This is a genomic window from Streptomyces sp. NBC_00986 (assembly GCF_045162565.1).
Lineage (GTDB): Bacteria > Actinomycetota > Actinomycetes > Streptomycetales > Streptomycetaceae > Streptomyces.
On sequence record NZ_CP108733.1, the window covers coordinates 2104933 to 2127238 of the forward strand.

Here is a 22306-nt window from a genome sequence, read left to right on the forward strand (position 1 = left end):
GCGGTGTACGGACTGTCAGTGGCGTGGGGCAGACTCGGGGGTGTGCGAAAGATTCATGTCATCGGTATCGGCGCGGGCGACCCCGAGCAGCTGACCCTGCAGGCGATCAGGGTGCTGCGGAGCACGGACGTGTTCTTCCTCCTCGACAAGGGCGAGGTGAAGTCGGACCTCACGCAGCTCCGCCGGGACATGCTCGACGCGCACATACCGGAGGGGACGTACCGCCTGGTCGAGGCGCGCGACCCGGAGCGGGACCGGAAGGCCGGGGGCGCCGCGTACTCGCCGGCGGTCGGGGACTGGCGCAGTGCCCGCGCGGAGATCTACGAGCGGCTCATCGCCGAGGAGTTGGGCGAGGACCAGAGCGGCGCGTTCCTGGTGTGGGGCGATCCTTCGCTGTACGACAGCACGCTCGGCATCCTGGAGGAGATCCTGGAGCGGGGCGCGGTGGCCTTCGAGTACGACGTCGTGCCCGGCATCAGCAGTGTCTCGGCGCTCGTCGCCCGGCACCGCACGGGGCTGAACCGGGTCGCCCGGCCGGTGCAGATCACCACGGGCAGGCGGCTGTCCGAGGGGTTCCCGGAAGACGTGGACGACGTGGTCGTGATGCTGGACGCGCACCAGGCGTTCCGGCGGTACGCGGACCAGGACATCGACATCTACTGGGGCGCCTATTTGGGCACCCCCGACGAGATCCTCGCCTCCGGTCCGATAGCCGAGGCCGCCCCGCGCATCGAGCGGCTGCGTGCGGAGGCCCGTGAGCGCAAGGGCTGGATCATGGACACGTATCTGCTGCGCCGGCATCCGAGGAACGAGTAGCGGGCAGGGGCAGCGGGGCACCCGAGTGGACCGCCCCGTATGCAGGAGGGGCCTACCGGTGTGAAAGTGACCCCGTGACAGTCGCCGAGGAAACCGCGCTGCCTTCCGCGCAGCAGCCCCCCGTGCTGGACTCCCGCCGCCGCAACGTCGTCTTCGTGACGATCATGCTGGGCATGCTGCTGGCGGCCCTCGACCAGACGATCGTCGGCACGGCCCTGCCAACCATCGTGTCCGACCTGGGCGGTGCCGAGCACATGTCGTGGGTGGTCACCGCCTATCTGCTCGCGGAGACCGTCGCGACCGTGCTGGTCGGCAAGTTCGGCGACCTGTTCGGCCGCAAGGTGGTCTTCCAGGTCTCGGCGATCGTGTTCATCACGGGCTCGTTCCTGTGCGGTCTGTCCACCAACATGACGCTGCTGATCGCCTGGCGCGCGGTGCAGGGCATCGGCGCGGGCGGCCTGATGGTGACGGCGATGGCGCTGATCGCCGACGTCATCCCGCTGCGGGAACGCGGTAAGTACCAGGGCGCGATCGGCGCGGTGTTCGGCGTCGCCACGGTCATCGGACCGCTGCTCGGCGGCCTGTTCACGGACCACCTCACCTGGCGCTGGGCGTTCTACGTCAACGTGCCCATCGCGATCATCGTCGTCATCGCGGCGGCCCGCACCATCCCCGTGGTCAAGTCGGCGGTGCGGCCCGTCATCGACTACCTGGGCATCGCGCTCGTCGCAATCGGCGCGAGCTCGCTGATCCTGGCGACGAGTTGGGGCGGCAACGAGTACGCGTGGGGTTCGTCGACCATCATCGGCCTGTTCGTGGGCGGTGTGATCGCGCTCGGCCTGTTCTGCTGGGTGGAGACCCGGGCGGCCCAACCCATGCTGCCCATGCGGCTGTTCAGCAACCCGGTGTTCACGGTCTGCTCGATCCTCAGCTTCATCGTCGGTTTCGCGATGCTCGGCGCGCTGACGTATCTGCCGACCTATCTGCAGTACGTCGACGGCGACTCGGCCACCGTCTCCGGGGTGCGGACGCTGCCCATGGTGATCGGGCTGCTGATCGCGTCCGTCTTCAGCGGCAACGTGGTCAGCAAGACCGGCCAGTACCGCATCTTCCCGATCATCGGCTCCGCGGTGATGGGCGTCGGGCTGTATCTGATGTCCCTCATGGGCCCGGGCACCGGCGCGTTCCTGGAATCGGTGTACATGTTCGTGCTCGGCACCGGCATCGGGCTGTGCATGCAGGTGCTGACGATCGCCGTGCAGAACACCGTCGAGTACACCGACCTCGGCACCGCGACCTCCGGCGTCACCTTCTTCCGTACGCTGGGCAGTTCGTTCGGCACCGCAGTCTTCGGCACGATCTACGCCAACAGTCTGGCCCCCAACCTCAAGGACGGGATCGCGTCCGCCGTGCGGACGAGCGCGCTGAACCCGGCCGTCATCACCAAGGCCGCGACCAGCCCCGAGGGCCTGCACAAGCTGCCGCACGCCGCCGCCGCGCCGATCATCAACGCGTACGCCGACACCATCCACACGGTGTTCCGGTGGACGGTCCCGGTCGCCGTGGTCGGCTTCGTCGTCGCCCTGTTCCTCAAGCAGGTCGAACTGCGGGACAGCGCGCGGAAGGGCTCCACCGACATGGGCGAGGGCTTCGCGCAACCTCGTGGCGGGGACTCGCAACGGCTCCTCGAAACGGCCGTGGGCAAGGTCATCGGCAGTACCGACCTGGACACCGCCCGGCGGATCATCACGGGCTCCGACACCCGGCTGGACATCGCCGGTGCCTGGGCCGTGATGCAGGTCGAACTGTTCAGCAGGATGGTCGGCCACGCGAGCCTCGGCCTGATCGCCGCCCGCCGCCACATGCCGCCGGAGGTACTCCTCCCGGTCTTCGACCGCATGGTCGAGGAGGGCTATCTGACCCGCGACGGCTACCTCCTCTCCCACACCGCGGCGGGCGAACGCGAGGCGGAGGTCATCGGCAAGGCGTGGGGCAGCTGGCTGGAGGACCGGGTCCAGCAGGACATCGGCCGCCCCTCGGGCACGGACCTGCGCGCCGCGGTCGACTCCATCGCCAAGCGCCTCCTGGTGGAGGACCTCTCCTCCGGACTGCCGCAGCGCGCGGCGGAGTTGGAGGGAAGCACCGCCTCCTGAAAACCGGATGCCGGGTGAGTGGGCCGGTGGTCATACTCACGGCATGTCCCCGACGCCCGTGCGCTTCCACGACCCGCGCGCCACCCGCGCCGACTTCGCGTCGTCGGTACTGGTCCGCTGCCCGCGCTGCGAACGGATCGCCCACTTCGAGCGGCGCCCGTGCACCCCTCCGGACGCCGACGGCAAGAGGTATCCGCACACCCGCCTGGTCTGCCGGTCCTGCGGCCTGTGCCGGATCGACACGGGCCCCTCAACGAGCCCTCGGCCGTCCCTGTGGCTGCGGACCGGCACCAGACACGGGGAGTTGTGGGCGTACAACCTCCAACACCTGGACCTGATCAGGCGGTTCGTCGCTGCCGACCTGCGCGAACGCGCGCCCTTTTACGACACCGGCCAGAGGATGTCGCTGGTCGCCCGGCTCCCGGCCTGGATGAAGAGCGCCAAGAACCGCGACGAGATACTGCGCGCGGTGGACCGCCTCCGGGCCACGGTCATCGCCCCGGGCTGAGCCCAAGCCGCTCCAGCACCCCTGCCACATCGGGCACCGCGCTCACCCTGTCCGGCAACGGCGGCCGTCGTACGACCACGACGGGGACGCCCGCCTCCCGCGCGGCCGTGAGTTTGGCCGCGGTCGCCGCTCCTCCGCTGTCCTTCGTCACGACCACGTCGATCCGGTGTTCGCGGAGCAGCGCCGCCTCATCGGCCACGGTGAAGGGCCCGCGGGCCAGCAGCACCTCGGCGTCCGCCGGCATCGGTGGCTCGGGCGGCTCCACCGACCGTACGACGAAGTGCAGTTGGGCGAGGTGGGCGAAGGCGGCGAGTCCGAGCCGGCCGGTGGTGAGCAGGACGCGCCGCCCGAGTCCGGGGAGCACGTCCGCGGCCTCCTCCAGCGAAGCGACCAGGTGCCAATGGTCCCCCGGCCCCGGCTGCCAGCCCGGTCGGCGCAGCACGACCACGGGCACTCCGGTCGCCGCACCGGCCCGCGCCGCGTTCGCGGTGATCGTCTCGGCGAAGGGGTGGGTGGCGTCGACGACGGCGTCCACGTGGTGCTCCCGCAGCCATGCGGCCAGCCCCTCGGCTCCGCCGAACCCGCCGATCCGTACGTCCCCGGCGAGCGCCCCAGGCCGTGACACCCGCCCGGCGAGGGACGTGGTCACCCTCGCCTCGGGACGTGCCGTCAGCTCGGTGGCCAGCTCACGTGCCTCAGTGGTGCCGCCGAGGATCAGGATGTGCGGGGACATGCAGCGAGCGTACGAGGTCAGGGGGCCGAGGGATCAGCGGAGGAGCAGTTGCAGTCCGCCGATGATCGTCGCCGCGATCACCAGTTGCTCGAACAATCGCTGGTTGATTCGGTTCACAGCCCATTTGCCGATGAACGCACCGGGCACGACGAATGCCGCGAGCGCCGCGTCAAGGAGGAGCGAGTGCCCGTCGATCAGGCCGAGCCCGACGCTGAACGGCACCTTGGTCACGTTGACGATCAGGAAGAAGAACGCCGACGTGCCGAGAAAGCCCAGCTTCCGGAAACCGGCGGAGAGCAGGTACATCGACATCACCGGGCCGCCCGCGTTCGCGACCATCGTGGTGAATCCGCCGAGCACACCGTACGAGCGCGCCTTCGCCCGCCCGGACCTCGTGGTGACGGAGTCCGGCTCGTCACCGTCCCCTGCCTCGGCCCCGGCCTCCGCCTTGCGCCGGCGCCACAGCGTGACCCCCGCCATGAACAGCAGAATCGCCCCGATCGACGTCCGTACGACCGCGTCGTCGGCCCACACCAGGAACAGCGTCCCGATCACGACTCCCGCCGCGACCGCCGGGAACAGCCGCCACAGGGTCGGCCAGTGGGCGTGCCGCCGGTAGGTGAGGACGGCGAGGACGTCGCCGACGATCAGGATCGGGAGCAGGACGCCGGTGGAGGCACGGGCGGGCAGGACGGCCGCGAAGATCGCCAGGCTGACCGTGTTGGCCCCGCTCACGGCGGTCTTCGAGAAGCCGACGAGCAGGGCCGCGGCGGCGAGGGCGGCGAATTCCCAGCCGGATATGTGCCAGAGAGTCATCGTGTTCATGCGAGGACCGATGGTATGTCCTTACATCTGCCCGCGTAAGGAGTGTCTCGTCAGATGGCCCCTGCACCACACCTCGGCGTACCGGGGCACCAGATGAGCGATGCTAGTTTTCGGGTGTGGACGACACCCGCGAGCATGTCCTCTCCGGCACCCGAGGCGCGGTCACCGCACACGAGTGGCCGCACGAACTCCCCCGCCGCATCGCCCTCGTCGCGCACGGATACGGCGAACACCTCGGCCGCTACGCCGAGTTGGCCGCCGTACTGCGGACACACGGTGCGGCCGTGTTCGGCCCCGACCACCAGGGCCACGGCGCATCGGCCGGCGAGCGTGTGCTGATCGAGGACTTCGAGGACGTGGTCACGGATCTGCACGCCGTCGCGGACCTGGCCCGCGCCACACACCCGGGTGTCCCCCTCGTCCTGATCGGCCACTCCATGGGCGGGCTGATCGCATCCCGCTTCGCACAGCGGTACGGCGACGAACTGGCCGCGCTAGTGCTGTCCGGGCCGGTGATCGGCACCTGGGAACTGCCGGGCCGACTGCTCGCCTTCGACGAGATCCCCGACATCCCGATCAGCCCGGCCGCGCTGTCCCGCGACCCCGGCGTCGGTGCGGCGTACGCGGCGGATCCGCTGGTCTGGCACGGTCCGATGAAGCGGCCGACGCTGGAGGCCTTCGTCCAAACCCTCAAGACCGTGGGCGAGTCGGGCGACATCGGCGGGCTTCCCCTGCTCTGGCTGCACGGCGCCGACGACCGGCTCGTCCCGCTCGACGGCAGCCGGGTCGGCGTGGAGCGGCTGAGCGGCGGCGAGTTGACCGAGCGCGTCTACGCCGGCGCCCGGCACGAGGTGTTCCACGAGACGAACCGGGCGGAGGTCTTCGGGGACCTGATCCGTTTCCTGGACGAGGTGTCGAACGGCGTCACCCGGTCGGCATGACCGTGCCAAACTTCTCGCACAGCCCGCGGGAGCCGCCGTACCCAGCCCGTGCGGGTCGTCGTAGCGCACAGTCGAGCAGAGGAGTCTCGCGTGACCGGGACAGAGCCGGCCGTCCGACGGATCGACACGTCGAAGCCGCATCCGGCGCGGGTGTACGACTGGTTCCTCGGCGGCAAGGACAACTACCCGGTCGACGAGCAACTCGGCAGGCAGATCACGTCACTTGACCCGGGTGCCCCGCGGACCGCGCGTGCCAACCGCTGGTTCATGCAGCGGGCGACGCGGATGCTCGTCCGGGAGTCGGGCATCCGCCAGTTCCTGGACGTCGGCACCGGCATACCGACCGCGCCCAACCTCCACCAGATCGCCCAGTCCACCGCGCCGGACGCGCGGGTCGTGTACGTCGACAACGACCCGATCGTGCTCGCCCACGCGGCGGCGCTGCTGCGCGGTACGCCCGAGGGTGCGACGGAGTACATCCAGGCCGACGCCCGCGAACCGCTCACCATCCTCCAACAGGCGGCCCGCGTCCTGGACTTCGACCGCCCGATCGCCCTGTCCCTGATCGCCCTGCTGCACTTCATCCCGGACGAGGACGGCGCCCACGAGCTGGTGGACACCCTCCTCGACGCGCTGGCGCCGGGGAGTTGCCTCGTGCTGTCGGCGATGACGGCCGACCTCGAACGGGAGAAGGTCGAGCGGGGCATCGCCGCCTACGCGGCGGGCGGGGTGACCCTGGTGGCCCGCTCGCACACCGAAGTGAGCAGCATCTTCAAGGGACTTGAGCCGATGGACCCCGGCATCGTGTCCGTGTCCGAGTGGCATCCCGAGCTCGCGGAGGGCGAGACCCCGCTCGGCGAGGGGCCGGTCTCGTTGTACGGCGGGGTCGGCTTCAAGGTCTGAGGTTCCCCCGGAGCGGCCGGGTTCCCTAGCCGTCAGGCGGACGGCGCGGGATCCACGGCCGCCTCGGCGTGGGTGACGAAGTCGTCGACCAGCCGGTGGAAGAGTCCCGCGAGGTGCCGCAGATCCTCGGCGGACCAGTGGATCAGTGCCATCTCGATGCCGCGGCGGCTCGCGTCCCGGATGCGGTTGACGGCGGCCAGGCCGCTGTCGGTGAGCTGGACGCGCTGGGCGCGACCGTCGTCGGGGTCCGGGATGCGGACCACATGGCCGAGCTGCTCCAACTGCCGTAGCTGGCGCGTGACATGGGATGCCTCCACGGACATCCGGACCGCCAGCACACCGGGGCGCAGCGGCTCGCTCTCGGCGATGTAGCGGAGGATCGACACGGCGGCCCGGTCCAGCGGCAGCCCGGCCAGCGCCATCAGACGCTCGTGCTGCCGGGCCCGTCCGGCCAGGTAGGCGATACGGGTGAGAACCCGCTCGATCTCGGCTACGTCCTCCGGAACGGGCGCTGTTACGGGTGGCAGTGTGGACATGCGTCCACCGTAACAGCTACTTGCCTGAGTTAAGCAAGGTCGGAAACGGTTGCTTGACTTAAGTAATGCATTTATGGTTGCCTAACTCAAGCAAGTCCAGAGCTGGGGCCGCCCAAGCGGAGGCGTCCCCGTCGCGCCGTACGCCGTGGGGACGGAGTACGGCGCAGCCACCGGCCCGGCGAGCGGAGTACTCCCCCCTGTCCGCCGCCGGGCCGGTGACACCCCTCACGCACATGGAAAGCGAGTCCCCTCATGGCCACGATGAAGTCCGTGCAGACCGGCGCCGTAGACAAGATCGACGTGGTGGACGTCGAGCGTCCGGTGCCCGGGCCGAAGGACGCCCTCATGAAGATCCGCGCCTGCGGGATCTGCGGCACCGACACCTTCTTCCTGCACCTCGGCGGCGGCCCCTTCGGGCCCGGCGGTGCCATGGCCCCGGTCCCCCTCGGTCACGAGCCGGCCGGTGAGATCGTCGAGGTCGGCGCGGAGGTCGACGGCCTGAAGGTCGGCGACCGGGTGGTCGTCAACCCGCAGGGCGCCCCCACCGGGATCATCGGCTGCGGCGGCAGGCACGGCGCCATGAGCGACTACCTGATCCTGGAGGACTGCGAGATCGGCAAGAGCGTCACGGTCTTCCCGGACACCGTGCCGTTCGACGTCGCCGCGCTCAACGAGCCGATGGCCGTGGCCCGGCACGCCGTGAACCGTTCCGGGGCCGAGCCCGGCGACAGGGTCGTCATCTTCGGTGCCGGGCCGATCGGTCTCGGCGCGGCGATCTGGCTGAAGCTGCGCGGGGTCGAGCACGTCGTCGTCGCGGACGTCATCGCCTCGCGCCTGGAGACGGCGCTCGCCGTCGGCGCGGACGCCGTGATCAACTCCGCCGAGGAGAACGTCACCGCCCGGCTGACCGAGCTGCACGGCCGGGCCGCGAACGCGCTGGGCCAGCCCCGTCCCGGTACGGACATCTACATCGACGCCGCCGGTGTCGCCGCGGTCGTCAACACCACGGTCGACTCCGCGAAGTGGGGCGCGAAGCTGGTGATGGTCGCCGTACAGAAGAAGGGCGCCGACATCGACCTCGGCGGGATGCTGCGCAGCGAGCTGACGCTGATCGCCTCGCAGGGCTACCCCACCGAGATCTTCGAGGTCACGCGGGAGATCGTCGAGCACCACGAGCGGTTCGCCAAGCTGATCAGCCACCGGGTGCCCTTCGCCGAGGTCGACCGGGCCTTCGAGCTCGCGCTGACGCCGGGCGCGGCGGAGAAGATCGTCGTCACCTTCGACGAGTAGCCGCGGGCGCGCGGGTTCCCAGCGTCGGCCGCGGTCGGCGGCGGGAACCCGCGGACGGCCTGCCCTCTCGGACGGGAACCCCCACGTCATGATCCCCACCCCATGATCCACAATCTGCGGCGGCTGCTGCGCTGCCATCCCCGCACTGTCGACCTGGTCGTCGCCGCCACGCTCTTCGCCGGCTCCTTCCCGGGCAGCGTGATGACGCTCCCGGGCCGCGACCTCGAAGTCCCTTGGTGGCCAGGCGTGTTGGTCGCGGGCATCTCCTCCCTCGCCCTGCTGTGGCGGCGCACCCTGCCGCGCACCACGGTGGTGGTCACCCTCTGCGGTGCCATGGCCGTGGCCGCGCTCGGCTACATCCTCACGGTCCTGGTGATCGGACCGCTGATGGTCGCGCTCTACACACTGGCCCGCGGCTCCGACCGGACCACCGCGAACCTCTTCACCGTCTCCGGCATCACCCTGCTCCTGGGCACGTCCCTGGTCGTGGGACCCGACACCGAACCGCTGGTCCTGAAGCTGGTCGGGCCGGCCTTCTGGCTGCTGCTGCCGACCTCCCTCGGCACCACGACCCGGCTCCGCGCGGCCTATCTGGAGGCGGTGCAGGCCCGTGCCGAGCACGCGGAACGGACCCGGGAGAACGAGGCACGGCACCGCGTCACCGAGGAACGCATGCGGATCGCCCGCGACCTCCACGACGTCGTCGCCCATCACCTCGTCCTGGCCAATCTCCAGGCGGGCACGGTCGTACGGCTGATGCGCAGCCGGCCCGAGGAGGCCGAGCGAATCGCCGGTGAACTCGCGGGCACCACCTTGTCGGCCGTACGCGAACTCAAGTCCACCGTCGGCCTGTTGCGCCACGCCGACGACTCGGAGACCCCGTCGGGGCCCGCGCCCGGACTGGCCCAACTCGCCGAGCTGGCAGCCTCGTTCGAGCCCGCCGGACTGTCCGTCACCATCAACACCGAAGGCAGGCCACGGCCGTTGTCCGCCGGTGCGGATCTCACGGCGTACCGCATCGTGCAGGAAGCGCTCACCAACGTGACCAAGCACGCGGGCACCGGCTCGGCGGAGGTGCGGCTCAGCTACGCGCACGACCGGCTGGGCATCACCGTCACCGATCACGGCGGTACGGCGACACCCGCCTCCCCCGCGCGGCCCTCCTCCCCCGTTCCGGCCGACGGCTACGGCGTCATCGGCATGCGCGAGCGTGCCCTGTCCGCCGGTGGCCGGCTCCGGGCCGGGCACCGGCCCGAGGGCGGCTTCGAGGTCGTCACCGAACTGCCGCTGCTGCCCCGCACCCAGAATTCACTTGCGTAAGTCAATCAATCTCATTATGGTTGAGTGAGTCAAGCAAGTCGACTCGTCCAGATCGTCATGCTCGTTCCAGATGGAGGCACTGCCATGTCCGACGCCCTTGCCCGACCCGCCGAAGCGGGTTCCTCCGCTCCGCCGAGGTCGAACGCCGTCGTCGCGGTGCTGGCCCTCGCCGGAATCGTCGTCTCGCTGATGCAGACCCTGGTCATCCCGATCATCCCGGAGCTGCCGAAGTACCTGAACGCCTCCGCGTCGAACACGGCGTGGGCGGTCACCGCCACACTGCTGGCCGCCGCCGTGGCCACTCCGGTCGTTGGCCGCCTGGGCGACATGTTCGGCAAGCGCCGCATGCTGCTGACCAGCATCATCCTGCTGGTGACGGGCTCGGTCGTCTGCGCCCTGGCCGACTCGCTGGTCCCGATGGTCATCGGCCGCGCGCTCCAGGGTCTGGCCGCCGCGGTCGTCCCGCTCGGCATCAGCATCATGCGCGATGTGCTGCCCAGCGACCGGCTGGCCGGCTCCACCGCCCTGATGAGCGCCTCGCTCGGCGTAGGCGGCGCCCTGGGCCTGCCCTCGGCGGCCTTCATCGCCGACCACTACAACTGGCACCTCCTCTTCTGGGTCTCCGCCGTCCTCGGCGCCGTGTCCTTCCTGCTGGTCCTGCTGGTCGTGCCCGAGTCCAAGGTCCGCACCGGCGGCCGTTTCGACCTGGTCGGCGCCCTCGGGCTCTCCGCCGGACTGATCTCCCTGCTGCTCGCGATCTCCAAGGGCTCCGACTGGGGCTGGACCAGCGCGACCACCCTGATCCTCGGCATCGCCGCCGTGTCGATCCTGCTCTCCTGGGGCTGGTACGAGCTGCGCAGCACGCAACCGCTGGTCGACCTGCGGACGACCGCGAAGCCGCAGGTGCTGTTCACCAACCTGGCCTCGATCGCCCTCGGCTTCTCGATGTTCGCGATGTCCCTGGTCCTCCCCCAGCTGCTGCAACTGCCCTCGCAGACCGGCTACGGCCTGGGCAAGTCGATGCTGGCGGTCGGCCTGGTGCTCGCCCCGCAGGGCCTGGTCATGATGGCCATGTCCGCCGTGTCCGCCCGCGTCACCAAGGCCAAGGGCCCGAAGGTCACCCTGATGATCGGCGCACTGATCGTGGCCTCCGGCTACGCCCTCAACATCCTGCTGATGTCCGAGGTCTGGCACCTCGTCCTGGTGTCCTGCATCATCGGTGCCGGTGTCGGCTTCACCTACGGCGCCCTGCCCGCCCTGATCATGGGCGCGGTCGACCCGTCCCAGACCGGCGCGGCGAACAGCCTCAACACCCTGATGCGGTCCCTGGGCACCTCCTTCGCCAGCGCCATCGCCGGAGTGATCCTGGCCCAGATGACCACGGACTTCGGCGGCTCCGCCCTCCCGTCGGAGAACGGCTTCAAGGTGGTCATGGCGATCGGTGCCGGAGCCGCGCTGCTGGCCTTCTTCCTCGCGAGCCTGATCCCCAAGGCCCGTAAGGCAGTCGAGGCACCGGCCGACGGGGAGCCGACCCCGGCTCCCGAGGTCGCCGAGGCCAAGGCCTAAGGCATTCTGGCCATCGAGCACACGGCGGTCGCCGTCCCGCGTGACGTGGGACGGCGACCGCCCTCCGCGTACCCGCACTTCCCCGGCACCCAACGAGGAGTCCACGATGACGACACCCAACTCCCGTGACACGGCGGCTGGTTCGGCCGACGCACCCGTGGTGCGGTTCGGCGCCGGTGCGGTGCGCGGGCGGCTGGAGGACGGGCTGGCGGTCTTCCGCGGCATCCCGTTCGCCGAACCGCCCGTCGGGGAAGCCCGGTTCCAGGCACCGCGACCCGTGCGCGGCTGGGACGGCGTGCGGGACTCCTTCGACTTCGGCCCGCCACCCCCGCAGGAGTCCGGATTCCAGGGCCGCCGAGGCGTGTTGGAGGCGGCGACGGGTGACGACTGGCTGACCGTCAACGTGTGGACACCCGCTCCCGATCCGGCGGCCCGCCGGCCGGTCATGGTGTGGATCTACGGCGGCGCCTACAAGCTGGGACACGCGGGCAGCCCCGGCTACGACGCCCAACACATCGCCCGGGACGGCGACTTGGTGGTCGTGACCTTCAACTACCGTGTCGGGATCGAGGGGTTCGCCCGGATCGACGGCGCCCCCGCCAACCGCGGGCTGCTCGACCAGGTCGCCGCGCTGGAGTGGGTGCGGGACAACATCACGGCGTTCGGCGGCGACCCCGAACAGGTCACCGTCTTCGGCGAGTCGGCCGGTGCCGGGTCGGTGGCCTCGCTGCTGGTGATGCCGAGCGCTGCCGGACTGTTCCGCCGGGCCATCGCGCAGAGCGTGCCGAGCCCGATCTTCTCCGACCCACTGGCCAAGGACATCGCGACCGCGATCGCCGCCGAGGCGGGACTGCGCCCCACGGCCGCCGACCTCGCGACCGTGGACCCGCGTCAACTGCCCACGGCGGGCGAGACGTTGACCAGCAAGATGCACCAGTACGAGGACCGGTGGGGCGGCCTCGCCCACACACTGAGCCCCTTCGCACCCGTCGTCGACGGCGAGGTGCTGCCCACCACGCCCTGGCAGGGTGTCGCGGCGGGCGCCGCCCGGGACGTGGAGCTGATCCTCGGTCACAACCGGGACGAGTTCCGCCTGTTCACCGCCCTCGGCGGCCAGCTCGGGAAGATCACCGAGGAGGACGCGTCGTCCGCACTGCGCTGGTTCGGCCCGGGCCCCGACGCCGAACAGGCCTATCGCACCGCCTTCCCGGACGCCTCCCCGGGTGAACTGTACGAACTCGTCCACTCCGACCGGGTGTTCCGCATGCCGTGCCTCCACCTCGCGGATGCGCAGGTCGCCGCGGGCGGACGCGTGCACGTCTACGAACTCACCTGGCCCGCCCCGGGGTTGGGCGGAGTCCTGGGCTCCTGCCACGGCCTCGACATCCCGCTGCTGTTCGGCACGTTCACCGCCGACCTGGGCAATCTGCTGTTCGCCGATGTGGTGCCCTCGCCCGAGGCGCTGGCCCTGTCGTCCCGTTTCCGGGCGTCCTGGACGGCGTTCGCGCGGACGGGTGACCCGGGGTGGCCCGCGTACGACACCGAGGGGCGGGCAGTGCAGGTGCTCGACGCGGAGCCGGTGGTCACGGCGTATCCGGAGGAGGCCTCGCGGCGGCTGTGGGAGGGGTACGCCTTCGGTGCGGTGACGTTGGCCAAGTAACCCGAGCAACACGTCTGCCTCGGTGGGCGCGGGGTCGCCCGTGATCGGCGGGAACTCGGGGTGAGGTGCTGCGGTCGGTGGCGCCACGCGGGCGTGGACAGTCGTGAGGACCACGCCCATGCCCGGAGGGCGCCACACCCGGGCCCGGTCGGCGAGCAGTTCCTCGCCCCACCTGGCGGTACACCCGTCACCTCACCTGCCCGAGTCCTCGCCCTTCCCGGCCACCATCCGCTCCAGCCGGTCGAAGCGCTCGTGCAGAGCCCGTACCGTCTCCTCGCCCAACTCCTCCACCCCGTGGGCGAGATGATGCCGGCGCCGCTGTTCCCGCCCGACGAACCACGTGGCCAGCGCCGCCGTGACAAGGCCGTAGGTGGTGATGCCGCTGACCATCACCACCGAGCCGACTACGCGGCCCCACAGGGTCACCGGGTAGAAGTCGCCGTATCCGACGGTGGTCGCCGTCTCGATCGACCACCACAGGGCCCTCGGGTACGTCGTCAGATTGGCGCCGCGCGCTCCCTGTTCGGCGGCGACCACCGCCCAGGAGCCGACGAGCATCACCACGCCGAGTACCGCCGTCGCCGCGCCCGCCGTCTTCAGGTGGAGCGAGCGGCCCTCCTTGCCGAGCAGCAACTGGACCGCCCTGGTGAGGAATCCGGGCAGCATGGTCACTCCTTCGCGTGGGGGTGCCGGCGGGTGGCCGGAGCCCGTCCCGGCCTGGGGCCAGTGTCGGGGCGGGCGGGGGCGCGGGCACGCGGGGCGGGGCGTTCGAGTTGCCGTACGACGTGCGGCGTTGTGCGCTGGGGGCACTGCCCCGCCGCCCGACCCCGACCGCCCCACACGACGGAGGACCCTGCCATGACCGCGGAACCCCGAGCCGTGCCGGAGACCTTCGCGTTCACCTGTGGTGACTGCGGCCACTGCTGGGAGGCCACCTTCCAGGTGATGTTCTTTACCAACCCGACGGACGCCTCCGGCCTCACCACGCAGGAGTACGTCGACGAGGAGGGGAAGGCCCTCAGGTCACCCCTCGCCGACGCGATCTGCCCCAAGTGCGACGGGCGCACGGTGCACGTGCTGGAGGCGGGACTCGCGGCACGGGCGCGCCGCGCGGAGCACGAACCCCAGCCACCGCACGAGCACCGTCTCCATCTGCCGCACCGGCATTCCGGCCCGCCGGAGGACGAGACCCGCTGACGCGCCGCGCCCTCACCTCCGGAGGGCCTCTCACCCGAGAAGACGCGCCCCCTAACCCCCCGTGACTCACCCGAACGGCCCCCTGCACTGGAGGCCCCGGCGCCCCGATGGTGCGCTGGGGACACACCTGCCACTCCCCCGGAGGCCCCGCCATGCACCGTCGCCCGCCCTCCCGAGCCGCCCGTCCCTTCCGTGTCCTCGCCTCGTTCCTCTCGGCGGGCGCCCTGCTGACCTGCGCGGCCTGCTCCGGCGGAGGCGACAGCGAGGGCAGTGGAACGGTCCACGACAGCGCCTCGGACGTGGCCGCCTCCCCCCTCGCCGCCGAGTCCCCGCTCGCCTCAGCCCGTACCGGGAGATCCGCCTCGCCCCGCGCCACGAAATCCGCCGCCCCCGTCCTCACCCCGGCCGGAGCCAAAGCCGCGCTCATCACCGAGGCCGATCTCGAGGACAGCTGGACGCAGGTCAAGGGCGCCGACGTCTGGCGCGACAAGCTGGTCATCGGCAAGGTCGACGTCGCCGACTTCCTCACCGCGAAGACCAACGCCGCCGACTGCCAGAAACTGCTCGACGCGCTCTACGACGACACCCTTCTCGGCAAGCCGTCCGGCGCGTCCGCGCTGACCGGGTTCGAGGAGAGCAACTCGCGGCTGCTGTACCAGGTCGCCGCCTACGACCGGGCCAAGCTCGGCACCTCCCTGAACTGGCTGAAGACACTGCCGGTGAAGTGCGACCAGTTCACCGCGACGGACTCCAAGGGCGGCCATCGGACGGTCCAGGTCATCGAGGACCCGCTGCCCTCCGTGGGCGACGCCCGCCAGGGTCTCCAGGTCACCGTCACGGGCATGAGCGGCGACGAACCCACCACGCTCACGCTGCAGTTGGCCGTCGTCCGGGTCGGTACCGACGCGATCACCGTCACGTCGGGCGGCCTCGACGGCACGGAGACCGACACGACCAAGGCTGCCGTGCAGTCCGGCACTTCGCACCTGAAGGACGTCCTGGCGGGACGGACGCCTCCGGCCCAACCCGACAACCTGGACTGAGAGTTGACCGGGTCCGGCGCTCCCGAAGCGCACGCGCCGGAACATTCGCCCCGATCGTCGCGAACCCTTGGGCCGAGTGATCACCTGACGGCACAATGGAGTTGACCGGTCAGACGGGCGAACAAGGAGCCACGACGTGAGTGACAGCGACACCCCGGCAGAGGGACCGACCCGGCTCAACACCGGTGTGGCGCACAACGCGCGCGTGTGGAACTACTGGATCGGCGGCAAGGACAACTACGAGATCGACCAGCGGGTCGGCGAGCACGTCGCCGGACTGTTCCCGGTGATCCGTGAAGTGGCGCGCGCCGACCGGGACTTCCTCGGCCGAGCGGTGCGCTTCCTCGCCACCGAGCGCGGGGGACGGCAGTTCCTCGACATCGGCACCGGACTGCCCACGGTCGACAACACCCACGAGATCGCCCAGCGTGTCGCACCCGAAGCCCGCATCGTCTACGTCGACAACGACCCGCTGGTGCTGATCCACGCCCGCACCCTGCTCACCAGCACGCCCGAGGGCGTCACCGACTACATCGACGCGGACGTGCACGATCCGGCGGCGATCGTCCAACGGGCCGCCGACACACTGGACTTCGACCGTCCCATCGCGGTGATGATGCTGGGCATCCTCAACTTCATCCTCGACACCGAGGACGCCCGGGACGTCGTACGCAAGGTCATGGCGGCGGTCCCCTCGGGCAGTTTCCTGGTCCTCACGCACCCCACCTTCGACGCCGACCTCGGCGGCGAGGGCAACGTCCCGGCCATGGAGTTCTGGAACGAGAACGCCACTCCCCCGATCACCGCCCGCAGCCGCGAGGACGTCGCCGCGTTCTTCGAGGGGCTCGACCTCCTCGACCCGGGTCTGGTGCCGTGCTCGCGGTGGCGTCCGGACTCCGATTCCCCGGCCGTGGTACCGCAGTTCGGAGCGGTGGCCGTGAAACCCTGACGGCGACGCCGACCGTGCAGGACGCGACCGTGGAGGACGTATGACCACCCTTGCCGACCCCCTGCCCGGCGGCCGTCCCGGCGAGGTCGAGCGCGCCACGGCGCTGGCCGCTGAGCTGACCGGGCGGGGTGTGCACGGGATCGTCCTGGCCTACGTCGACACCGCGGGCGTGGGCCGGGTGAAGACGGTCCCGACCGCGAAGCTCGCCTCGGCGGCGGCCTGGGGCGTCGGCATGTCCCCGGTGTTCGACACGTTCCTCGCGAACGACTCCATCGTCACCACCGACGTCCTCGGCTCCCCGGACGGCGATCTGCGCCTCTACCCCGACCTCGACCACCTGGCCATCCTGTCCGGGCAGCCCGGGTGGGCCTGGGCCCCGGTCGACCGCGTCACCCAGGAGGGCGAGCGCCACCCCGGCTGCAGCCGAACCTTCCTGCGCCGTACGGTCGTTGACGCGCAGCGGCGGCACGGGCTCACTTTCCGCGCGGGCATCGAGATCGAGTGGGCACTCGGTCTGGCGACGGCACCCGACGGCGCGTTCGTCCCGGCCACGACCGGTCCGGCGTACGGCGCGACCCGACAGGTCGAACTCAGCGACTACGGGGCCGAGTTGCTGTCGGCCCTGGCGACCCAGGGCGTGGACGTGGACCAGTTCCACCCCGAGTACGCGGCGGGTCAGTTCGAGCTGTCGATCGGCGCGCTCGACCCGGTCGCGGCGGCGGACCGCAGTGTCCTCGTACGGCAGACGATCCGCGCGGTGTCCGGGAGGCACGGCCTGCGCGCCTCGTTCACACCGTCCGTCTTCGCGCAGGGCGTCGGCAACGGCGGCCACATCCACCTCTCCGCCTGGCGCGAGAGCGCGAACCTGCATTCCGGGGGCGACCGTCGCTACGGCATGACGGCCGACGCCGAGTCGTTCGCGGCCGGCATCCTCGCCCACCTCCCGGCCCTCACCGCCGTGACTGCGCCCAGCCCGGCGAGCTACTTCCGCCTCCAACCCTCCCAGTGGGCAGGGGTGTTCACCGCCTGGGGCCGCGAGACCCGCGAGGCGGCGGTACGCGTCGTCACCGGCACTGCGGGGCAGCGCGCCCAGGCGGCGAACCTGGAGGTCAAGCCGGTCGACCTGGCCGCCAACCCGTATCTCGCCCTCGGCTGCCTGATCGCCGCCGGCCTCGACGGCCTGACCACCGCAGCCGCCCTGCCCGAGGAGACCACCGGAGACCCCGCGCACCTCGGCGCTCCGGAGGCTGGGACCCGGGGCGTACGACGACTGCCGACCTCCCTCGCCGAGTCCGTCACGGAGTTCCGCGAGGACGCGCAGCTGCGGGCCGCGCTTGGACCGGTCCTCGCCGACGCGGTGATCGCCGTACGAGAGGGCGAGATCGCGGCCGTGGCGGAGCTGGACGACGAGCAAGTGGCTGCCGTGTACCGCTGGAAGTACTGACGATGGCCACTGGACCGGTCCACGAGGCGCTCACCGCGCTGGAGCTGGTGGACCACCACTGCCACGGAGTCGTCACCGAGGAGCTGGACCGGGTGGCCTTCGAGTCACTGCTCACCGAGGGGGACGTCTGGCCCGGCAGCGGGATCTCGCCGTTCGACAGCCCGGTCGGCATCGCCGTACGCCGTTACTGCGCACCGATGCTGGACCTGGAGCGGCACGCACCCGCCGGCGAATACCTCGCCCGGCGAGCCGAGTTGGGCCTGCACGAGGTGAACCGGCGCTTCCTGGCCGCCGCGGGCACCGGCGTCTTCTGCGTCGACACGGGGTTCGCACCGCACCACATCACCTCGCCCACCGAACTCGCGGAGGCGGCGCGCGCCGCAGCGCATGAGGTCGTACGACTCGAAGCCGTCGCGGAATCCGTGGCCGCGCGGGGCGTCGAACCGGACGGGTACGCGGACGCGTTCCGGACGGCCGCGCTGGACGCGGTGCGGCGGCCGGGGGTGGTGGCAGTGAAGTCGGTGGCCGCGTACCGGACGGGATTCGGTCTCGACCCGACCAGGCCGTCGGAGGCGGAGGTGACCGCGGCGGCCCGCGTCTGGCTGGACCGTGGCGGGCGGCTTCAAGACCCGGTGCTGGTACGGGAGTTGCTGTGGACGGCCGTCGACCTGGGCCTGCCCCTCCAGCTCCACACGGGCTTCGGCGACAACGACGTCCGGCTGCACCGCACGGACCCCGCCCTGCTCACGGACTGGCTGCACCTGACCGCCGGGACGATCCCGGTGCTGCTTCTGCACTGCTGGCCCTATCAGCGTCAGGCCGGATACCTGGCGGCCGTCTTCGAACAGGTGTACCTGGATGTGGGGCTCACCCTGCACCATGTTGGACCGGTCCGGGCGCGGGCGGTGCTGGCGGAGGCGATGGAGATCACACCGTTCCGCAAACTGCTGTACAGCTCCGACGCCTATGGTCTTGCGGAGTTCTATGGGCTCGGAGCACTGGCGTTCCGCCGGGGTCTTGGGGATCTGCTCCAGGACCGGGTGGATGCCGACGAACTGGGCCTGCCCGACGCGCTGCGGCTGGCACGCTGGGCGGGGGCCGACAATGCCCGCCGGGTCTACCGGCTATCCGACGGACACTGAAAGTATGATCAAGCAATGTCTGACATGACCGATACCACGCCCGGTTGGCTGTCCGCCGACGACCTCGAACAGGCACGCGCCCGCATGCCGATCCTCTACGTCGAAGCGGTGCCCGTCCGCGTCGACGACAACGGGGAGGTGACCAGCATCGGACTGCTGCTGCGCATCGGCCCCGACGGCACCGTCAACCGCACCCTGGTCTCCGGCCGCGTGCTGCACCACGAGCGGGTCCGCGACGCCCTTCTGCGCAACCTGGAGAAGGACCTCGGCCCGGTCGCGCTGCCCCGGATCCCGACCTCGCTGCAGCCGTTCACCGTCGCCGAGTACTTCCCGACGCACGGCGTCACCCCGTACCACGACCCCCGCCAGCATGCAGTGTCCCTCGCCTACGTCGTGCCGGTGACCGGCGACTGCCGGCCTCGCCAGGACGCCCTGGACCTCGTCTGGTTCAGCCCCGAGGAGGCCGCCTCGGAAGCGCTGCGCAGCGAAATGCCGGGCGGGCACGGGGTGTTGCTCAAGCAGGCGCTGGCACACGTGGGTTGTGTGTCCTGACGAGGACGCTCAACCCGTGACACCTCCTTCCGTGAGACCCGCGAGGGCGCGGCGCTGCAGGACGAGGTGGGCGAGGACGAGCGGCAGGCTGGTCAGCACCACATGGGCGAACACCAGGTTCCGGCTGACACCGTGCGTGGACGAGGAGGCGAAGGAGTACAACGTCAGCGGCAGCGTGGCCGGCTGGGAGCCGCGCGGCAGGAACAGGGCGCAGGAGAAGTCGTTCCAGACCGAGATGATCAGCGTGACCGCGCCGGCAAAGAGCACCGGGGTGAGCACGGGCAGCATGATCCGCCAGTACATCTGCCACTTGTTCGCCCCGTCCAGCTGCGCGGCCTCCTCGAAGTCGTGCGGAAGGGTGCGCACGAAGCCGGTGGCCAGGAAGATCACCACCCCGAGCCGGGTGTCGGCGATCACCAGCATGTAGCCGAGACGCGATCCGTCGAGGCCGAACCGGGTGAGGACGTGGATGGTCGGGACGATCGCCGGGTCAGCACGATCGACAGCGCGGACGTGTAGTACGCGAACCGCAGCGTCCGCGAGCCGGAACGGGCGTACGCCCGGGCCGACATGGAGCCGAGCAGTACCCAGAACGGGACGAGGATCCAGGGGATCGCGAAGAGGGCGAGCCCCGCGTACCGGACAACTCCCCGTGTGAGCAGGGTCGTCGCGTCACCCGGGCCGCCTACGAGGCGATGAACTCCCGCTACGCGAAGGACGCGGCCGAGACCGTCACGGCGCGTCTCGCCGAGCTGCTGCTACTGCTGCCGCTGCTGCCGCCGTTACTGCTGCCGCTGCCGCTGCGGGAACTCTGATCCCCAGGCGACGCGGCCCCCGGCTCGAAACCGGAGGCCGCGCCATCTCGATCAACCCTCGCTGTACGTCAGTTCTTGCCCTTGGTGACGACCCACTTGCCGCCCACCCAGTTGCCGACCGTCTCGTAGCCGGAGCGGAAGGAGCCGAGCCAGTCGAGCTTGAGGGTGGCCTCGGCGGTGGACTTGACGGGGGTGTAGCTGCTCGCGTCGGTGGCCGGGCCGCCGGTGGTGTTCTTGGCGTAGTACGGGAAGGGGTAGACCGGGCGGGAGATGGTGGTGTTCCCGCTGCTGTCGACCGACTTCGTCGTCAGGCTATCCGGGGCGTCGCCCCTGGTGACCCAGTCGGTGATCGCGGTCAGCGCGTCGAAGGTGTCCGGGCCCTGGCCGCCGCCGCAGTGTGCGACGCCGGGGAGCAGGAAGAGCCGGGCGAAGCTCATGGTGGCCGCCTCGCCGCCCACGGCCTTCTCAACTGCCTTGTAGTAGGCCATCGTTCCGACCGACGGGATGTGCTGGTCGCCCAGACCGTGCCAGAGGATCAGCTTGCCGCCGGCCTTCTTGAACGCGGTGAGGTCGGGGTCGGTGGCGTCGTACATGCCCTCGACCGGCCGCATGACCTTCTTGTAGTAGGCGGCCGTGAACTTGATGTCCTTGTACGTCAGGGTCGGCTGCGGGCTGTCGAAGATCTGGTAGCGCAGGGTCTCGCGGACGAAGCTGATGTCGCCGCTGGCGCCGGTGGCGGTGGCCGGGGTGATGATGCCGGCCCAGTTCAGCTCGGAGCCGCGCAACTGGTAACCGGGGTACAGGAGTTGACCGCGTTCGTCGGTGGGTCCGGCGTAGATGCGGCGCAGGGTGGTGACCTGGTCGGCGGTGAGGCAGTACGCGTCGGAGGTCGAGGTCTGGCCCGGCTTGCACTGGATGGTGCCGGGGTCCCAGGTGCAGCTCAGCGGGTCGGCGATGATGCCGTCGGCGGGGGCGCCGCAGCCCTTGAGTACCGCCTTGTGGAGGTCGGCGAGGTCGGCGTTGGTGATGGTCGCCGGGCCGCCGTTCAGGTACACGGACTGGGCGGTCCAGGCGTGCGAGAAGGTGTTCAGCGCGGTGAAGTTGTTGGCCGGGGCGCCGGCGATGATGCCGTCGAAGTCGGTCGGGTAGCGCTGGGCCTCGGTGAGGGCCTGGTGGCCGCCCTGGGAGCAGCCGTCGAAGTAGGAGTGGGTGGCGGCCTGGCCGTAGTACTGCTTGACGATGGCCTTGGCCGCCTGGACCAGTTCGTGGTCGGACTTGTAGCCGAAGTCGGCGCGCAGGGTCGGGTCGGTGGAGAAGAGGCCGCCGCCCTGGTAGTGGCCCTCGTCGCTGGAGGCGACGGCGAACGCGCCGGTGGTCAGCGGGACGCAGCCGGTCGAGGCGGGGGCGCTGGTGACGTTGGTGTTGCCGCAGAGGCCGCCGCAGCCGACCTGGAGGTAGTTGGCCTGCCAGCCGGTCTCGGGGAGCTTGATCTCGAAGTGGAGTTGGGGGGCGATGACGCCCTTGACGTCGCAAGCGGCCCAGTTTCCGAGGGTGTTGGTGCTCGCGGCGAGTTCGGTGGCCGAGGTGATCTCGAAGGGCACCCCGGGGACGGCGGCGGCCAGGTCGAGTTGGGCGACTCCGGAGCAGGACATGGCCGGTGCGATGCCCGAGGTCGTGGTGCTCGCCGAAACGGCTTTCGCCGAGGCCGAGTTGGCGGCCTGCGCGCCGCCGGTCGCACTGTTGGCCAGCGCCACGCCCGCACCGGTCACCAGCGCGACGGCTGCGGCGAGGGTGGCCAGGAAGGTGGCCGAGTTCCACCGACACCATCTGAACAGCTTGGGCATGCTGGGTACTCCGTTCGATCGCCGGACCGGGGGTCGTACAGACACGGCGAGGAACGTAGCTGTCCGTTG

The 22306-nt window shown here is 70.7% G+C and carries 21 protein-coding genes; 15 read left to right on the plus strand and 6 right to left on the minus strand.

Annotation, left to right across the window (positions count from 1 at the left end):
• The first annotated feature begins 42 nt into the window (after positions 1 to 42).
• From cobF to OG504_RS09230, 3 genes are all read left to right on the plus strand, one after another.
• Positions 43 to 816 (plus strand): precorrin-6A synthase (deacetylating), encoded by a 774-nt coding sequence (gene cobF, locus OG504_RS09220; protein ID WP_405989330.1) that lies wholly within the window; start codon positions 43 to 45, stop codon positions 814 to 816.
• A 74-nt stretch (positions 817 to 890) separates the two neighbouring features.
• On the plus strand, positions 891 to 2969 hold the full coding sequence (locus tag OG504_RS09225; RefSeq protein WP_405989331.1) for an MDR family MFS transporter: 2079 nt from the start codon (positions 891 to 893) through the stop codon (positions 2967 to 2969).
• 43 nt (positions 2970 to 3012) lie between these two features.
• On the plus strand, positions 3013 to 3477 hold the full coding sequence (locus OG504_RS09230) for a hypothetical protein (RefSeq protein ID WP_405989332.1): 465 nt from the start codon (positions 3013 to 3015) through the stop codon (positions 3475 to 3477).
• On the opposite strand, the gene OG504_RS09235 is transcribed toward OG504_RS09230, so the two are convergent.
• On the minus strand, positions 3461 to 4210 hold the full coding sequence (locus tag OG504_RS09235) for a cobalt-precorrin-6A reductase (RefSeq protein WP_405989333.1): 750 nt from the start codon (positions 4208 to 4210) through the stop codon (positions 3461 to 3463). The two genes, OG504_RS09230 and OG504_RS09235, sit on opposite strands and share 17 nt — an antisense overlap.
• Before the next feature lie 33 nt (positions 4211 to 4243).
• A complete protein-coding gene (locus OG504_RS09240; protein WP_405989334.1) occupies positions 4244 to 5035 on the minus strand; it encodes a sulfite exporter TauE/SafE family protein in 792 nt (263 codons plus the stop codon).
• Between the two features lie 116 nt (positions 5036 to 5151).
• Between OG504_RS09240 and OG504_RS09245 the strand changes: the two genes are divergently transcribed.
• Positions 5152 to 5976: an alpha/beta hydrolase gene (locus tag OG504_RS09245; RefSeq protein WP_405989335.1), complete on the plus strand. Its 825-nt coding sequence runs from the start codon at positions 5152 to 5154 to the stop codon at positions 5974 to 5976.
• A 90-nt stretch (positions 5977 to 6066) separates the two neighbouring features.
• Positions 6067 to 6879, plus strand: coding sequence for an SAM-dependent methyltransferase (locus tag OG504_RS09250; protein ID WP_405989336.1), 813 nt, complete (start codon positions 6067 to 6069; stop codon positions 6877 to 6879).
• A 32-nt stretch (positions 6880 to 6911) separates the two neighbouring features.
• On the opposite strand, the gene OG504_RS09255 is transcribed toward OG504_RS09250, so the two are convergent.
• Positions 6912 to 7415, minus strand: a complete 504-nt coding sequence (locus OG504_RS09255; RefSeq protein ID WP_405989337.1) for a MarR family winged helix-turn-helix transcriptional regulator — start codon at positions 7413 to 7415, stop codon at positions 6912 to 6914.
• Positions 7416 to 7667: 252 nt separating this feature from the next.
• On the opposite strand from OG504_RS09255, the gene OG504_RS09260 reads away from it, so the two are divergent.
• The 4 genes from OG504_RS09260 (at position 7668) to OG504_RS09275 (ending at position 13251) form a co-directional block, all read left to right on the plus strand.
• The gene (locus OG504_RS09260) at positions 7668 to 8705 is read left to right on the plus strand and encodes a zinc-binding dehydrogenase (protein ID WP_405989338.1); all 1038 of its coding nucleotides are present in this window, start codon (positions 7668 to 7670) and stop codon (positions 8703 to 8705) included.
• Between the two features lie 102 nt (positions 8706 to 8807).
• Entirely contained in the window at positions 8808 to 10025 is a 1218-nt protein-coding gene (locus tag OG504_RS09265) for a sensor histidine kinase (RefSeq protein ID WP_405989339.1), read from the plus strand.
• 84 nt (positions 10026 to 10109) lie between these two features.
• On the plus strand, positions 10110 to 11591 hold the full coding sequence (locus OG504_RS09270) for an MFS transporter (RefSeq protein ID WP_405989340.1): 1482 nt from the start codon (positions 10110 to 10112) through the stop codon (positions 11589 to 11591).
• 106 nt (positions 11592 to 11697) lie between these two features.
• Positions 11698 to 13251, plus strand: coding sequence for a carboxylesterase/lipase family protein (locus OG504_RS09275; RefSeq protein ID WP_405989341.1), 1554 nt, complete (start codon positions 11698 to 11700; stop codon positions 13249 to 13251).
• A gap of 192 nt (positions 13252 to 13443) precedes the next feature.
• Here OG504_RS09275 and OG504_RS09280 read toward each other — a convergent pair whose 3' ends face one another.
• Positions 13444 to 13917 (minus strand): potassium channel family protein, encoded by a 474-nt coding sequence (locus OG504_RS09280; protein ID WP_405989342.1) that lies wholly within the window; start codon positions 13915 to 13917, stop codon positions 13444 to 13446.
• A 192-nt stretch (positions 13918 to 14109) separates the two neighbouring features.
• On the opposite strand from OG504_RS09280, the gene OG504_RS09285 reads away from it, so the two are divergent.
• The 6 genes from OG504_RS09285 (at position 14110) to OG504_RS09310 (ending at position 19578) form a co-directional block, all read left to right on the plus strand.
• Complete coding sequence (locus tag OG504_RS09285; RefSeq protein WP_405989343.1) at positions 14110 to 14448, plus strand: hypothetical protein; 339 nt, start codon at positions 14110 to 14112, stop codon at positions 14446 to 14448.
• 152 nt (positions 14449 to 14600) lie between these two features.
• Positions 14601 to 15491, plus strand: a complete 891-nt coding sequence (locus OG504_RS09290; protein ID WP_405989344.1) for a hypothetical protein — start codon at positions 14601 to 14603, stop codon at positions 15489 to 15491.
• A 136-nt stretch (positions 15492 to 15627) separates the two neighbouring features.
• On the plus strand, positions 15628 to 16440 hold the full coding sequence (locus OG504_RS09295; RefSeq protein WP_405989345.1) for an SAM-dependent methyltransferase: 813 nt from the start codon (positions 15628 to 15630) through the stop codon (positions 16438 to 16440).
• 40 nt (positions 16441 to 16480) lie between these two features.
• A complete protein-coding gene (locus OG504_RS09300) occupies positions 16481 to 17884 on the plus strand; it encodes a glutamine synthetase family protein (protein ID WP_405989346.1) in 1404 nt (467 codons plus the stop codon).
• A gap of 2 nt (positions 17885 to 17886) precedes the next feature.
• Positions 17887 to 19026, plus strand: coding sequence for an amidohydrolase family protein (locus tag OG504_RS09305; RefSeq protein WP_405989347.1), 1140 nt, complete (start codon positions 17887 to 17889; stop codon positions 19024 to 19026).
• Positions 19027 to 19050: 24 nt separating this feature from the next.
• Positions 19051 to 19578: an NUDIX hydrolase family protein gene (locus OG504_RS09310; protein WP_026151198.1), complete on the plus strand. Its 528-nt coding sequence runs from the start codon at positions 19051 to 19053 to the stop codon at positions 19576 to 19578.
• A 9-nt stretch (positions 19579 to 19587) separates the two neighbouring features.
• Here the strand turns inward: OG504_RS09310 and OG504_RS09315 are convergent, their stop codons facing one another.
• The gene (locus OG504_RS09315) at positions 19588 to 20001 is read right to left on the minus strand and encodes an ABC transporter permease subunit (protein ID WP_405989348.1); all 414 of its coding nucleotides are present in this window, start codon (positions 19999 to 20001) and stop codon (positions 19588 to 19590) included.
• Between the two features lie 460 nt (positions 20002 to 20461).
• On the minus strand, positions 20462 to 22237 hold the full coding sequence (locus tag OG504_RS09320; protein ID WP_405989349.1) for a tannase/feruloyl esterase family alpha/beta hydrolase: 1776 nt from the start codon (positions 22235 to 22237) through the stop codon (positions 20462 to 20464).
• Between the last annotated feature and the right edge of the window lie 69 nt (positions 22238 to 22306).

Coding starts and splice junctions, on each gene's coding strand:
- OG504_RS09315 (WP_405989348.1), bottom strand. CDS start 20,001: ATGCTGGTGATCGCCGACACCCGGCTCGGGGTGGTGATCTTCCTGGCC.
- OG504_RS09320 (WP_405989349.1), bottom strand. CDS start 22,237: ATGCCCAAGCTGTTCAGATGGTGTCGGTGGAACTCGGCCACCTTCCTG.
- OG504_RS09290 (WP_405989344.1), top strand. CDS start 14,601: ATGCACCGTCGCCCGCCCTCCCGAGCCGCCCGTCCCTTCCGTGTCCTC.
- OG504_RS09240 (WP_405989334.1), bottom strand. CDS start 5,035: ATGAACACGATGACTCTCTGGCACATATCCGGCTGGGAATTCGCCGCC.
- OG504_RS09305 (WP_405989347.1), top strand. CDS start 17,887: ATGGCCACTGGACCGGTCCACGAGGCGCTCACCGCGCTGGAGCTGGTG.
- OG504_RS09235 (WP_405989333.1), bottom strand. CDS start 4,210: ATGTCCCCGCACATCCTGATCCTCGGCGGCACCACTGAGGCACGTGAG.
- OG504_RS09275 (WP_405989341.1), top strand. CDS start 11,698: ATGACGACACCCAACTCCCGTGACACGGCGGCTGGTTCGGCCGACGCA.
- OG504_RS09230 (WP_405989332.1), top strand. CDS start 3,013: ATGTCCCCGACGCCCGTGCGCTTCCACGACCCGCGCGCCACCCGCGCC.
- OG504_RS09270 (WP_405989340.1), top strand. CDS start 10,110: ATGTCCGACGCCCTTGCCCGACCCGCCGAAGCGGGTTCCTCCGCTCCG.
- OG504_RS09310 (WP_026151198.1), top strand. CDS start 19,051: ATGACCGATACCACGCCCGGTTGGCTGTCCGCCGACGACCTCGAACAG.
- OG504_RS09300 (WP_405989346.1), top strand. CDS start 16,481: ATGACCACCCTTGCCGACCCCCTGCCCGGCGGCCGTCCCGGCGAGGTC.
- OG504_RS09260 (WP_405989338.1), top strand. CDS start 7,668: ATGGCCACGATGAAGTCCGTGCAGACCGGCGCCGTAGACAAGATCGAC.
- OG504_RS09265 (WP_405989339.1), top strand. CDS start 8,808: ATGATCCACAATCTGCGGCGGCTGCTGCGCTGCCATCCCCGCACTGTC.
- OG504_RS09285 (WP_405989343.1), top strand. CDS start 14,110: ATGACCGCGGAACCCCGAGCCGTGCCGGAGACCTTCGCGTTCACCTGT.
- OG504_RS09255 (WP_405989337.1), bottom strand. CDS start 7,415: ATGTCCACACTGCCACCCGTAACAGCGCCCGTTCCGGAGGACGTAGCC.
- OG504_RS09280 (WP_405989342.1), bottom strand. CDS start 13,917: ATGCTGCCCGGATTCCTCACCAGGGCGGTCCAGTTGCTGCTCGGCAAG.